The following is a 13,688-nucleotide window of genomic DNA, read 5'->3' on the forward strand; positions in this document are numbered from 1 at the left end:
AGGGGCCGAGTCATGGACCGCAGAGATTATGCGGCGACCGACTTGCGGCGGCGAGCGCCGACAGCAGCCAGCAGGCCCAGGCCGACGAGCGCCAGGCTGGCAGGTTCGGGAACGTCACCGCGATCCGGCGGAACCAGCACACCACCCGCGGCGCCGAAGCCGAAGATGAAGGTGTCGGGTGCGCCGGTCGAAGAATCGCAACCGGTCAGGCCTCCGGTGCACGAACCGTAGGAGTACAGGCCGATCTCGACGTCGGACGAGTCGCCGTCAACCAGGCTGCGGGCCAGGTCGGCTGCTGCCTTGGTCGGCGCCACACCATAGTAGGTTGCGAAGGTGCGGGTTGCACCATTGGCCAGGGCTTCGAACTCGAAGTCGAACAGGGCGCCTTGGTCACGGCCTTCCGAGTTGACGAAGTTCTGGTTCTGCAGGCCATAGCTGCTGAAGCTGAACGGATTGCCGTAGTTGAAACCGTTGTTGTCGGAACGATAGAGGTTGCTGCCATTGGCCAGCCCCAACCCTGCCGGAACACCCTGGATGCTCACCGACTCGTAGCCAGGAGAAGGAATGTCCCAGTCCATCACGCGACGGTAGACCAGGTCGCTGGCCGCCAGTGCCGTGCCGGTCATGTTCTTGATCGACACCAGCACTTCGTACAGATACGGGGTACCTGCGATCGGGTGGTAATCGTGGGTGACCTGCAGGATCGCAGCGCCAGTTGCGCTCAACACATTCACCACCGACACAGCGGTGCTGGCCGTCGAGTTGAAGCTGACCAGCGAGAGATTGGCCACGCCTTCGCCAGCGCTGTTGGCCGCGCCATATTGGCCCGTGCTGCGCAGGCCGACACCCCAACCTTCGCAGGTGCAACCGGGCGAAGTCGAATCGGAATTGGTGCGGACCGAGCGAAGGCCGACCACTGTGGTGCCGGAGCCGCTAGCTGGCGTTCCGCCGCCAACATTCAGGTCACCGTAGGCGCGCACGCCCATCTGGACTTCCGAGTTCTGGATGATGGCCTGGGCACTGGCCCCGCCTGCCATCGCCAACACGGCAAGCGCCGTGGCAATCCGAGTAGCAAGATATTTCATGTTGAGACCTCACGGTAATGGACAGGAAGCACAAAGCATCTTTGATGCCAGCTCAAAATCCTTCCAATAAATCAACAAGATAGAACCGGGCGAATCGCGCACGGAGCAAGAAAATGTAAAGGCGTCCGACATCCCCTAAGTTGATGCCAGCTGACGCGCAAATTGCTCTTCGCTCAGTGTCGACATCAACATCGAGCCAGAAAAAAAAGATCTCCCGGCGCCCGAGCGCTCGGGAGATCTTCATCAGTACGCGAGTGGCTTAACGCTGCGCGATCGGCTTGACGTCGCGGCTGGTGGCGCCGACGAAGAGCTGGCGCGGACGGCCGATCTTGTACTCCGGGTCGCCGATCATTTCGTTCAGCTGGGCAATCCAGCCCACCGTGCGGGCCAGGGCGAAGATGGCAGTGAACAGCGGCACCGGGATGCCGATGGCGCGTTGCACGATGCCCGAATAGAAGTCGACGTTCGGGTAGAGCTTGCGGGCGACGAAGTACTCGTCTTCCAGCGCAATCTTTTCCAGCGACATGGCCAGCTTGAACAACGGGTCGTCGTGCAGGCCCAGCTCGTTCAGCACCTCATGGCAGGTTTCGCGCATCAGCTTGGCGCGGGGGTCGTAGTTCTTGTAGACCCGGTGACCGAAGCCCATCAGCTTGACGCTGCTGTTCTTGTCCTTGACCTGCTTGATGAACTCGCCGATCTTGGCCTCGCCACCCATCTGCTGGATGTCGCTCAGCATGTTCAGGCAGGCCTCGTTCGCACCGCCGTGAGCCGGGCCCCACAGGCAGGCCACGCCAGCGGCGATGGCTGCAAACGGGTTCGTACCGGAGGAGCCGCACAGGCGCACGGTGGACGTCGAAGCGTTCTGCTCGTGGTCGGCATGCAGCGTGAAGATCCGGTCCATCGCCCGCACCAGCACGTCGTTGGGCTTGTAGTCTTCGCAAGGCGTGGCAAACATCATGCGCATGAAGTTGCCAGCGTACGAGAGATCGTTCTTCGGATAGATGAAGGGCTGGCCGATCGTGTACTTGTAGGCCATCGACACCAGCGTGGGCATCTTGGCGATCAGGCGGATCGCCGAGATCTCGCGGTGCTCCGGGTTATTGATGTCGGTGCTGTCGTGATAGAACGACGACATCGCGCCCACCAGGCCCGTCATCACGGCCATCGGGTGGGCATCGCGACGGAAGCCGCGAAGGAAGAACTGCATCTGCTCGTTGACCATCGTGTGGTGCATCACGCGGTCTTCGAAGCTGGCCTTCTGGTCGGCGTTCGGCAGCTCTCCGTACAGCAGCAGGTAGCAGGTCTCGAGGTAGTCGCAGTTCACGGCGAGCTGCTCGATGGGGTAGCCGCGGTACAGCAGCTCGCCCTTGTCGCCATCGATGTAGGTGATGGTCGAGTTGCACGAAGCTGTGGACAGGAAGCCCGGGTCGTAAGTGAACTTGCCCGTCTGCGCGTAGAGCTTGCGGATGTCGATGACATCCGGTCCGACCGAGCCCTTGTAGATGGGCAGATCCATTTGCGGACTGCCGTCAGAGAACGACAGGGTGGCTTTGACTTCAGACGGGGTCATGGTCATTCCTTTGGGGTTCCGGGGTAATGCTTAACAAAACTCAGGTGACGGTCCGGAGCAGGCTCAGGACCTCTTGCACATCGGCACGAACGAGTTCGCCTTCAGGCTCCTTGCGGCGCAGCAGCAGATCGAGCAGATCGTTGTCAGACAGATCCATCAACACTCGCAGGCCTTCCGCCTGAAACTCGGTCAGTGACTCGGCATGGCGATTGAAGAAGCGCTCGATGAAGAGATCGTTCTCCAGCAGGCCCCGCCGGCAGCGCCAGCGCAGCTTGGACAGAAACCTCTCGTCGATCAGCGTGGCTTCCATGTTCGCCATGACTTTTCTTTGCGCTGATCAGACCGCGCGGCGGACCATCAGTTCCTTGATCTTGCCGATCGCCTTGGTCGGGTTCAGACCCTTGGGGCAGACGTCGACGCAGTTCATGATCGTATGGCAACGGAACAGGCGGTAAGGATCTTCGAGGTTGTCCAGGCGAGCTGCCGTGTCTTCGTCGCGGCTGTCCGCGATGAAGCGGTAGGCCTGAAGCAAACCAGCCGGGCCGACGAACTTGTCCGGGTTCCACCAGAAGCTCGGGCAGCTCGTCGAGCAGCTCGCGCACAGGATGCACTCGTACAGGCCGTCCAGCTCTTCGCGCTCCACCGGCGACTGCAGGCGTTCCTTGTCGGGCGGCGGGTTGTCGTTGACCAGGTAGGGCTTGATCGAGTTGTACTGCTTGAAGAACTGCGTCATGTCGACGATCAGGTCGCGCACAACGGGCAGGCCCGGCAGCGGCTTCAAGGTGATCACGCCCGGCAGCGTCAGCATGTTGGTCAGGCAGGCCAGGCCGTTCTTGCCGTTGATGTTCATCGCGTCCGAACCGCAGACGCCTTCGCGGCAGCTGCGACGGAAGGACAGCGTCGGGTCGACCGCCTTCAGCTTGACCAGGGCGTCCAGCAACATGCGCTCGTGCCCATCCAGCTCGACCTCGAGGGTCTGCATATAGGGCTTGGCATCCTTGTCCGGGTCGTAGCGGTAGATCTGGAAAGTGCGCTTCATTTCATCAATCCTTTAGAACGTCCGGACCTTCGGGGGCACCGATTCCACCGACAGCGGTTGCAGGTTCACCGGCTTGTAGTCGAGGCGATTGCCTTCCGAGTACCACAGCGTGTGCTTCATCCAGTTCGCGTCGTCGCGGTTCGGATAGTCGTTGTGCGCATGCGCTCCACGACTTTCAGGGCGGGCGGCAGCCGAAATCATCGTGGCCTTGGCGGCCTCGATCAGGTTCTCGACTTCCAGCGCCTCGACGCGTTCGGTGTTGAAGACCTTGGACTTGTCCTTCAGGCCAATGCCACCGACGCGCTTGGCGACTTCAAGAATGTTCTTGACGCCTTCGTCCAGGCTCGCCTGGGTGCGGAACACACCGGCATGCTTCTGCATGGTCGAGCGGATGTCGTTCGCCACGTTCTGCGCGTATTCGCCGTTGCTGCGATTCTCCAGGGCCGACAGGCGGGCCAGGGTCAGGTCGGCAGCGTCCTTGGGCAGGGGCTTGTGGCTCTTGGTCTTCAGGTTGAAGTCGACGATGTGGTTGCCCGCCGCACGGCCGAACACGATCAGGTCCAGCAGCGAGTTCGTGCCCAGGCGGTTGGCGCCGTGCACCGACACGCAGGAGCATTCGCCCACGGCATAGAGGCCGTTGACGATGTCGTTGTGCTTGCCGTTCTTCGGGATCACCACCTGGCCATGGATATTGGTTGGGATGCCACCCATCTGGTAATGGATGGTCGGCACCACGGGAATAGGTTCCTTGGTGATGTCGACGTTGGCGAAGTTGTGGCCGATCTCCAGCACCGAGGGCAGGCGCTTGGCGATGGTGTCGGCGCCCAGGTGGGTCATGTCGAGCAGCACATAGTCCTTGTTGGGACCGCAGCCGCGACCTTCCTTGATTTCCTGGTCCATCGACCGCGACACGAAATCGCGCGGTGCCAGGTCTTTCAGCGTCGGTGCATAGCGCTCCATGAAGCGCTCGCCATTGGCGTTGCGCAGGATGGCGCCCTCGCCTCGGCAGCCTTCAGTCAGCAGCACGCCGGCACCGGCCACGCCGGTCGGGTGGAACTGCCAGAACTCCATGTCTTCCAGCGGGATGCCGGCACGTGCCGCCATGCCCAGGCCGTCGCCGGTGTTGATGAAGGCGTTGGTGGAGGCCGCAAAGATGCGGCCTGCGCCACCGGTGGCCATCAAGACCGTCTTGGCTTCGAGGATATGGACTTCGCCGGTTTCCATTTCCAGCGCCGTCACGCCCACGGCATCGCCATCGGCGTCACGGATGATGTCGAGCGCCATCCATTCGACGAAGAACTGCGTGCGGGCCTTGACGTTCTGCTGGTACAGCGTGTGCAGCAAGGCGTGGCCGGTACGGTCGGCCGCGGCGCAGGCGCGCTGCACCGGCTTCTCGCCGTAGTTGGCGGTGTGGCCGCCGAACGGGCGCTGGTAGATCGTGCCGTCCGGGTTGCGGTCGAAGGGCATGCCGAAGTGCTCAAGCTCGTAGACGACCTTGGGTGCTTCTCGGCACATGTATTCGATGGCGTCCTGGTCGCCGAGCCAGTCGGAGCCCTTGACGGTGTCGAAGAAATGGTAGTGCCAGTTGTCCTCGCTCATGTTGCCGAGCGAGGCGCCGATGCCGCCTTGCGCCGCCACGGTGTGCGACCGGGTCGGGAAGACCTTGGACAGCACAGCCACGTTCAGGCCAGCCAGCGAGAGTTGCAGCGAGGCGCGCATGCCGGAACCGCCGGCACCGACGATCACCACATCGAACTTGCGTTTCGCGAGAGTCGATCCAATTTGCATTTTCAAAGTCTCCACAGCACTTGGATCGCCCAGCCGGCGCAACCCACCAGCCAAACCAGGGTGAAGATGTGCAGCGCAAGGCGCACACCGACCGGCTTGACGTAATCCATCCAGATATCGCGCACGCCGACCCAGGCGTGGTACGCCAGGGAGACGATCAGGGCGAATGTGATGACCTTCATCCATTGCTGGCTGAAGATGCCTGCCCAGCGCTCATAGCCGAGCGGGCCTGGCAGCAGCACCTGCACCAGCAGGACGATGGTGAACAGCGCCATCAGGAGAGCCGTGACGCGCTGGGCCAGCCAGTCGCGCAGGCCGTACTTCGCACCAGTGACGATGCGCTTGGAACCGAAAGTTGTCATTGTGTTTTGCCTCGCGAATGCTGGGTGGCAATCAGTACAGGCCGAAGAGCTTGGCGCCCAGGGCAGCAGTGAGCGCCAGGCTCAATGCCAGCGTGACGACGGCCGAGCTGCGGCCGAATTCCTTGGTGACGCTGTGCGTTGCGTCCATGTAGAGATGGCGCACGCCGGCGATGAAGTGGTGGAGGTAGCTCCAGATCAGGCCCAGGCAGGTGAGCTTCACGAACCAGGCCGGCACAAAGCCGATGCCAGCCACAAAGGCATTGGTGAAACTCTCGTAGGAGATCTCGGACGTGAGGCTGGTGTCGAACATCCAGATCACGAAGGGCAGCAGCGCGAACATCACTATGCCGCTGATACGGTGCAGGATGGACACGTAGCCTGCGAGCGGCAGACGGTATTGCAAGGCGTCGACGAGACGCATGGTCCCGGGCCTTTGTTTTGGAGTAGCAGCCATGCTGTTGCCTTCTTTGTAATTCGAATGAAACCCAAGGATTTTATTGCAACGCAACAGCGCCCAGACCCGCTTGGCGCGTGTTGCGTACCTGATGAATGCCGAGGGTCAATTCAAGTCGTTGCGATAAAAGTGCGTTGAAGTGTTGTACAAGCCGCGGCGCAGCTCCACGGGCTTGTCGCCATAGGTGAATGAGAGCCTTTCGACGCTCAGCAATGGCGTGCCGACAGCCACGTGCAGGAGCGCCGCAGACTCCTCATCGGCCGCCACCGCCTTGACCTTCTCCTGGGCACGGATCATGTGCACGCCAAACTCCGTCTCGAACAATCCATAGAACGGCCCGCGATGCTTGTTCAAGCGCTCGGTGGTCAAGCCCTTGAACAAATCACCAGGGAGCCAGATGTCGTCCAGCACCACCGGCTTGTCCTTGCCATGCAGCAAACGGCGCACTTCGACCATGGGGTCACCCGCACGCATCTGCAGCTGCTTGGCAATCCAGGCCGGCGCACGCTGGCGCTTGCAGTCCAGCAACTGGCGCCCCAGCCCCGGTTCCTGACCTTCATCGGGCATCAGGCGCAGGAAGCGGTATTGCTGCTGCTGCTCGGCATGGGTGGCAACAAAAGTTCCCCGCCCCTGCCGGCGCACGAGCAGATTCTCGGCAGCAAGTTCGTCAATAGCCTTACGCACCGTGCCCTGGCTGACGCCATAGCGCTGGGCCAGTTCGATCTCGCTCGGTATGCCCTCACCCGCCTTCCACTCACCGCCTTGCAGGCCGGCGATCAGGAGGCTCTTGATCTGGCGATAGAGCGGGCTGAATGAGGGCCCGGCATCGACCGGGCTCGATGCACTGGCTGGAGCGGATGAGGACAGGGGCTCGCGCGGCATGGCCGGCATTCGAGCAGAAACCCTGAGTCCCGTCCACCCTCTGATGCCTGACATCTTCTATAAGACACAAGAGTGTCGGATTTGTGCGATGCAACACGAAGAATCGGTACGCAAGATCGCTTAAACGGCCGTGTCGACTACGGGAATGCCCGGACTCTGACCTACACTTTGCGACTGCCCCACCGGCAGCCGGCCGCACAGAACGTTGATGCGCCCTGAGCTCGCCAACCGAACAGATTTTCATTTCCAACCTTTCGGAGAGAGTCCCATGAGCAAGAAACCCGTTCGCGTCGCCGTCACCGGCGCTGCCGGCCAGATCGGCTACGCCCTGCTGTTCCGCATCGCTTCCGGCGAAATGCTGGGCAAGGACCAGCCGGTGATCCTGCAGCTGCTGGAAATTCCCGACGAGAAGGCCCAGAACGCGCTGAAGGGCGTGATCATGGAACTGGAAGACTGCGCCTTCCCGCTGCTGGCCGGCATCGAAGCCCACAGCGACCCGATGCAAGCCTTCAAGGACACCGACTACGCCCTGCTGGTCGGTTCGCGTCCGCGCGGCCCGGGCATGGAGCGCGCTGAACTGCTGGCCATCAACGGCGCCATCTTCACGACGCAGGGCAAGGCGCTGAACGCTGTCGCTTCGCGCAACGTCAAGGTGCTCGTGGTCGGCAACCCGGCCAACACCAACGCCTACATCGCGATGAAGTCGGCCCCGGACCTGCCGGCCAAGAACTTCACCGCCATGCTGCGCCTGGACCACAACCGTGCCGCTTCGCAGCTCGCTGCCAAGACCGGCAAGGCCGTGGCCGACATCGAGAAGCTGACCGTCTGGGGCAACCACTCGCCCACGATGTATGCCGACTACCGCTTCGCCACCATCGGCGGCGCCTCGGTCAAGGGCATGATCAATGACGAGACCTGGAACCGCGAAACCTTCCTGCCTACCGTGGGCAAGCGCGGCGCTGCCATCATTGCCGCTCGCGGCCTGAGCTCGGCGGCCTCGGCCGCCAATGCCGCCATCGACCACATGCGCGACTGGGCCCTGGGCACCAACGGCAAGTGGGTCACGATGGGCATCCCGTCTGACGGCTCCTATGGCATCCCCAAGGAAGTCATGTTCGGCTACCCGGTCACCTGCGAAGGTGGCGAGTACAAGATCGTCCAGGGCCTGGAAATCGATGCCTTCTCGCAAGAGTGCATCAACAAGACCCTGAAGGAACTGACGGACGAGCAGGACGGCGTCAAGCACCTGCTGTAATCAGCTCGCGGCGTGAGCGACACTGAGGGCCGGCCATGCCGGCCCTTTTTTTTTTCTGATCCGGATCGAATGAACGCAGCACTTCATCCCCGCCAGGCCTTGTTCGACGAAGGCGATGCCGCGACCCTGCTTCCCGTGGTCGACCACTACTGCGGCGTCGAGGCGCGCATGCGCAAGAGCCTGGAGCTGCAGGCCCAGATGGGCCCGGTGTTCGACATCACGCTGGACTGCGAAGACGGCGCACCCATCGGTGGCGAGGTTGAGCATGCAGCCCTGGTGGCCGAACTCCTGAACAGCCCGCTGAACAAGCATGGCCGCGTCGGCGCACGCGTTCATCCGCTGGACCACGCCTCGTTCGAGGCCGACGTCGATGCCCTGATCAGCAAGGCCGGCGCCAAGCTCGCCTACCTGATGGTGCCCAAGCCGCGCAGCGCGAATGAGGTGGCAGATGCCTGCGACTTCATCGATGCCACTTGCGCGCGGCATGGCGTCAAGCAGCCGCCCGTCCACACGCTGATCGAAACCCATGGCGCCCTGCGCGAGGTGCAGCAGATTGCCGCGCACCCACGCATTGAATCACTGTCCTTCGGCCTGATGGACTTCGTCTCAGCCCACCGCGGTGCCATTCCACGCAGCGGGCTCACGGTGCAAGGCCAGTTCAACCATCCGCTGGTGGTTCGTGCCAAGCTTGAGATCGCCGCAGCAGCGCACACCCACGCCAAGACACCATCGCACTGCGTGGTCACCGAGTTCAAGAACGCTGCTGCATTGCAGGAAGCAGCGACAAGGGCAGCGCGCGAGTTCGGCTACACGCGGATGTGGAGCATCCACCCCAACCAGATCCAGCCCATCATCGATGCCTTCGCGCCCAGCGTGGCCGAGATTGACGAGGCCGTCGAGATCCTGCAGGCGGCGCAAGCGGCGCACTGGGCGCCGATCCAGCATCGCGACAGCCTGCACGACCGCGCCAGCTATCGCTTCTTCTGGCATCTGCTGCAGCGCGCGCACGGCACCAGCCAGCCCCTGCCGGTCGAAATCCGGCAAGCCTGGTTCGGGACGGCTTGATACATCGCTTACCGGCTCGCTGATGGCTGGGCAAATCCTTTTCGCTATGCTGGCAAACGCTAGCTCATGCACCACGCTGGCGCGCCGACAATCGCTGCAACTTTCTGCCGTACCTATGAACATCAAGCTTCGCGCCCTGAGCACCCTCTCCCTCGGCCTGCTGGCCTGCTTCGGTCTGGTGAGCGCGGCAAGCGCCGCAGCCGCCGTTGAGAAAGCCAAGCCGGTCAATCGTCTGGTTGCCAAGGCCAAGCCGCAAACGGCGGTAGCGCCGCTGCCGCCGGACGAGCCCATGGTGCTCAGCGAAGAGCAGATGGCTGTGGCGCCACGCGTTCATCATGGCGATGTGCCCTGCGAGTTCAACCAGAAGGTCAGCATCACGCCCCACCCGGACCAGCCCGGCCGCTTCCATCTGCGCTTCGGCAAGATGGTCTACATCATGGCGCCCGAGCCCACCACTACCGGCGCCGTGCGCCTGGAAGACAAGAAGGCCGGCGTGGTCTGGCTGCAGATTCCGACCAAGTCCATGCTGATGAACAGCAAGATCGGCCAGCGCATGGTGGACGCCTGTGTCCATCCGGCGCAAGTGGCTCAAACAGCCGTGCCGGCCGCTGCAGACTCCGGCATCGGCATCACGCCGGGCACCAGCATCGCCCCTGCTGCACAGGCCACCGCCGCCAACCGCTGAACAAGCCGCGGCAGTGTGCAAGAAGGAGGCCCGCGGGTCTCCTTTTTTGTTGCCCGAAGCTCGCGTGGGGACTTGAAGTATGTAGAATTCATGCATACTTTCATCGTCATACTCGACGGAGCCCCTCATGGAAGCCACAGTTGCCGAACGCGGCCAGATCACCTTGCCCAAGGCAGTGCGTGATGCGCTGGGCCTGACCAAGGGCACGACGCTGACGGTGGAGCTGGACGGCGGCCGTATCATCTTGCGCAAGGATGTCGGCGACGCCCTCTCCCGCATGCGCGGCCGTATCAAGCTGCCCGCCGGCACCACCTCGGACGATGTGATGCGCGAGCTGCGGGGCCGAGCGCCCGGCGACCCTTATCCGCCACCCGACGAAGCATGAGCCCGACCCTGCTGCCATGATTGCCGTCGATACCTCCATCCTGGTCGACTACATCGGCGACGGCCCATCTGCGGACGAGGCCGAGACCTTGCTGCGCAATGCCTTGTCGCTCGGCCCCGTGGTGGCCTGCGAGGTGGTGGTCAGCGAAGTCGTGGCGGGCCTCGGCCACAGCGACATCGTCATGGAGACGCTGGAGGCCATTGGCATCGCCTATTCGCCGCTGGAGTTGCGCTCAGCCCTGCGGGCTGGAGAAATGCAGCGTCGCTATCGCTCCCGCCTGGCCGGCAGCACCGAGCCCCGCGAAGGTCGGCGTACCGTCCCTGATTTCCTGATCGGCGCGCACGCCCTGCTGCAATGCCAGGGCCTGATCACCCGCGACGCCGGCTTCTTCCGCGACTACTTCAAGGGCCTGCGCGTCATCGCGCCCAAACCCTGACAGTCGATCCTCTCAACCCAACATCTACCCGCCCTGGAGTCCCTCCCATGCTGCAAGCCTATCGCCAACATGTCACCGAGCGCGCCGCCCTTGGTATCCCGCCGCTGCCCCTGGACGCCAAGCAGGTCGCCGAGCTGATCGAGCTGATCAAGAATCCGCCCGCCGGTGAAGACGCCTTCCTGCTGGACCTGCTCACGCACCGCGTGCCCCCGGGCGTGGACGATGCCGCCAAGGTCAAGGCCAGCTTCCTGGCTGCCGTGGCTCACGGCGACATCAAGGTCGGCCTGATCTCCAAGGCCAAGGCCACCGAGCTGCTGGGCACCATGGTTGGTGGCTACAACGTCAAGCCGCTGATCGACCTGCTGGACGACAGCGAAGTCGCAACGGTCGCGGCCGAAGGCCTGAAGAAGACCTTGCTGATGTTCGACTTCTTCCACGACGTGTCGGAGAAGGCCAAGGCCGGCAATGCCAAGGCCCAGGAAGTGATCAAGAGCTGGGCCGATGCCGAATGGTTCACCTCGCGCCCTGAAGTCGCCAAGAAGATCACCGTCACCGTGTTCAAGGTGCCTGGCGAAACCAACACGGATGACCTCTCGCCTGCGCCTGACGCCTGGAGCCGCCCGGACATTCCGCTGCACTACCTGGCCATGCTGAAGAACACCCGCGCGGATGCAGCCTTCAAGCCCGAGGAAGACGGCAAGCGCGGTCCGATGCAGTTCATCGAGGACCTGAAGAAGAAGGGCAACCTCGTGGCCTATGTGGGCGACGTGGTCGGCACCGGCTCCTCGCGCAAATCGGCCACCAACAGCGTGGTCTGGGCCACCGGCGAAGACATTCCCTTCGTGCCCAACAAGCGCTTCGGCGGCATCACGCTGGGCGGCAAGATCGCGCCGATTTTCTTCAACACGCAGGAAGACTCGGGCTCGCTGCCGATTGAAGTCGACGTCAGCAAGCTGGAAATGGGCGACGTGGTGGACGTGCTGCCCTACGACGGCAAGATCCAGAAGAACGGCGAAACCGTTGTCGAGTTCCAGCTCAAGAGCGACGTGCTGTTCGACGAAGTGCGCGCCGGCGGCCGTATCAACCTGATCATCGGCCGCTCGCTGACCGCCAAGGCGCGCGAATTCCTGGGCCTGCCCGCCTCCACCGCCTTCCGCCTGCCGCAGGCACCCGCAGAGACCAAGGCCGGCTTCACGCTGGCGCAGAAGATGGTCGGCCGCGCCGTCGGCTTGGCCGAAGGCCAGGGCGTGCGCCCGGGCACCTACTGCGAACCCAAGATGACCACGGTCGGCTCGCAGGACACCACCGGCCCGATGACCCGCGACGAGCTGAAGGACCTGGCTTGCCTGGGCTTCTCGGCCGACCTGGTGATGCAATCCTTCTGCCACACGGCCGCCTATCCGAAGCCGGTCGACGTGAAGATGCACCGCGAGCTGCCCGACTTCATCCGCAACCGCGGCGGCGTTTCGCTGCGCCCGGGTGACGGCGTGATCCACAGCTGGCTGAACCGCCTCCTGCTGCCCGACACGGTGGGCACCGGCGGCGACTCGCACACGCGCTTCCCGATCGGCATCTCCTTCCCCGCTGGGTCGGGCCTCGTGGCCTTCGGCGCCGCCACCGGCGTGATGCCGCTGGACATGCCTGAGTCGGTGCTGGTGCGCTTCAAGGGCCAGATGCAGCCTGGTATCACGCTGCGCGACCTGGTGCATGCCATCCCGCTGTACGCGATCAAGGCCGGCCTGCTGACGGTGGCCAAGGCCGGCAAGAAGAACGTGTTCTCGGGCCGCATCCTCGAGATCGAAGGCCTGCCGGACCTGAAGGTCGAACAAGCCTTCGAGCTGAGCGACGCTTCGGCCGAGCGCTCGGCCGCCGGTTGCACGGTGCACCTGAACCCGGCACCGATCGCGGAGTACATGACCTCCAACATCGTGCTGATGAAGAACATGATCGCCGACGGCTACGGCGACGCCCGCACCATCACGCGCCGCATCAAGGCCATGGAAGCCTGGCTGGCCAACCCGCAGCTCCTGAAGGCCGACGCAGACGCCGAGTACGCAGCCGTCATCGAGATCGACCTGGCCGACATCAAGGAACCCATCCTGTGCTGCCCGAACGATCCGGACGACGCCAAGTTCCTCTCCGAAGTCGCCGGCACCAAGATCGATGAAGTCTTCATCGGTTCCTGCATGACCAATATCGGCCACTTCCGCGCAGCTTCCAAGCTGCTGGAAGGCAAGCGCGACATCCCGGTCAAGCTGTGGGTGGCACCGCCGACCAAGATGGATGCTTCCGAGCTGACCAAGGAAGGCCACTACGGCACCTTCGGCACGGCCGGCGCGCGCATGGAAATGCCGGGCTGCTCGCTGTGCATGGGCAACCAGGCGCAGGTGAAGGAAGGCGCGACCGTGGTGTCCACCTCGACCCGCAACTTCCCCAACCGCCTGGGCAAGAACAGCAATGTGTTCCTGGCCTCGGCCGAGCTCTCGGCCATCGCTTCCAAGCTGGGCCGCATCCCGACCGTCGAGGAATACCATGCCGACATGGGCGTCATCAACAAGGACGGCGCCAAGGTCTACCGCTACATGAACTTCGACCAGATCGAGGAATACGCGGACACGGCTCGCGGCGTGAGCGTTTGAGCGGGCGACCAGCCGTTCGTCATGCAAGGCCCGCAGTGATGCG

14 protein-coding genes are annotated in these 13,688 nt (G+C 63.2%); 6 read left to right on the forward strand and 8 right to left on the reverse strand.

The features are described 5' to 3' along the window. Positions 1–26 precede the first annotated feature (26 nt). The 8 genes from V3596_RS07020 to V3596_RS07055 form a co-directional block, all read right to left on the reverse strand. The gene (locus tag V3596_RS07020) at positions 27–1,085 is read right to left on the reverse strand and encodes a PEP-CTERM sorting domain-containing protein (protein ID WP_334276964.1); all 1,059 of its coding nucleotides are present in this window, start codon (positions 1,083–1,085) and stop codon (positions 27–29) included. A gap of 259 nt (positions 1,086–1,344) precedes the next feature. Beyond that, positions 1,345–2,655, reverse strand: a complete 1,311-nt coding sequence (gene gltA / locus V3596_RS07025; RefSeq protein ID WP_334276965.1) for a citrate synthase — start codon at positions 2,653–2,655, stop codon at positions 1,345–1,347. A gap of 40 nt (positions 2,656–2,695) precedes the next feature. After that, positions 2,696–2,965, reverse strand: a complete 270-nt coding sequence (locus V3596_RS07030; protein ID WP_334277363.1) for an FAD assembly factor SdhE — start codon at positions 2,963–2,965, stop codon at positions 2,696–2,698. Between the two features lie 27 nt (positions 2,966–2,992). After that, on the reverse strand, positions 2,993–3,694 hold the full coding sequence (locus tag V3596_RS07035; protein ID WP_334276966.1) for a succinate dehydrogenase iron-sulfur subunit: 702 nt from the start codon (positions 3,692–3,694) through the stop codon (positions 2,993–2,995). A 12-nt stretch (positions 3,695–3,706) separates the two neighbouring features. Next, entirely contained in the window at positions 3,707–5,482 is a 1,776-nt protein-coding gene (gene sdhA, locus V3596_RS07040; RefSeq protein WP_334276967.1) for a succinate dehydrogenase flavoprotein subunit, read from the reverse strand. 2 nt (positions 5,483–5,484) lie between these two features. Continuing rightward, entirely contained in the window at positions 5,485–5,844 is a 360-nt protein-coding gene (gene sdhD, locus V3596_RS07045; protein ID WP_334276968.1) for a succinate dehydrogenase, hydrophobic membrane anchor protein, read from the reverse strand. A gap of 31 nt (positions 5,845–5,875) precedes the next feature. Continuing rightward, a complete protein-coding gene (sdhC, locus tag V3596_RS07050; RefSeq protein WP_416383964.1) occupies positions 5,876–6,298 on the reverse strand; it encodes a succinate dehydrogenase, cytochrome b556 subunit in 423 nt (140 codons plus the stop codon). A gap of 105 nt (positions 6,299–6,403) precedes the next feature. Further along, complete coding sequence (locus V3596_RS07055) at positions 6,404–7,189, reverse strand: GntR family transcriptional regulator (protein WP_395386217.1); 786 nt, start codon at positions 7,187–7,189, stop codon at positions 6,404–6,406. Between the two features lie 259 nt (positions 7,190–7,448). Between V3596_RS07055 and V3596_RS07060 the strand changes: the two genes are divergently transcribed. From V3596_RS07060 to acnB, 6 genes are all read left to right on the forward strand, one after another. Further along, complete coding sequence (locus V3596_RS07060; protein ID WP_334276971.1) at positions 7,449–8,435, forward strand: malate dehydrogenase; 987 nt, start codon at positions 7,449–7,451, stop codon at positions 8,433–8,435. 69 nt (positions 8,436–8,504) lie between these two features. Then, positions 8,505–9,500: an HpcH/HpaI aldolase/citrate lyase family protein gene (locus tag V3596_RS07065; protein WP_334276972.1), complete on the forward strand. Its 996-nt coding sequence runs from the start codon at positions 8,505–8,507 to the stop codon at positions 9,498–9,500. A gap of 115 nt (positions 9,501–9,615) precedes the next feature. After that, positions 9,616–10,185, forward strand: a complete 570-nt coding sequence (locus V3596_RS07070) for a hypothetical protein (RefSeq protein ID WP_334276974.1) — start codon at positions 9,616–9,618, stop codon at positions 10,183–10,185. 127 nt (positions 10,186–10,312) lie between these two features. Next, entirely contained in the window at positions 10,313–10,570 is a 258-nt protein-coding gene (locus V3596_RS07075) for an AbrB/MazE/SpoVT family DNA-binding domain-containing protein (RefSeq protein WP_334276975.1), read from the forward strand. A 16-nt stretch (positions 10,571–10,586) separates the two neighbouring features. Beyond that, complete coding sequence (locus V3596_RS07080; protein ID WP_334276976.1) at positions 10,587–11,006, forward strand: type II toxin-antitoxin system VapC family toxin; 420 nt, start codon at positions 10,587–10,589, stop codon at positions 11,004–11,006. A 47-nt stretch (positions 11,007–11,053) separates the two neighbouring features. Beyond that, positions 11,054–13,645: a bifunctional aconitate hydratase 2/2-methylisocitrate dehydratase gene (acnB, locus tag V3596_RS07085; protein ID WP_334276977.1), complete on the forward strand. Its 2,592-nt coding sequence runs from the start codon at positions 11,054–11,056 to the stop codon at positions 13,643–13,645. Positions 13,646–13,688 lie beyond the last annotated feature (43 nt).

It is taken from the genome of Roseateles microcysteis, assembly GCF_036880965.1.
Lineage (GTDB): Bacteria > Pseudomonadota > Gammaproteobacteria > Burkholderiales > Burkholderiaceae_C > JAUASW01.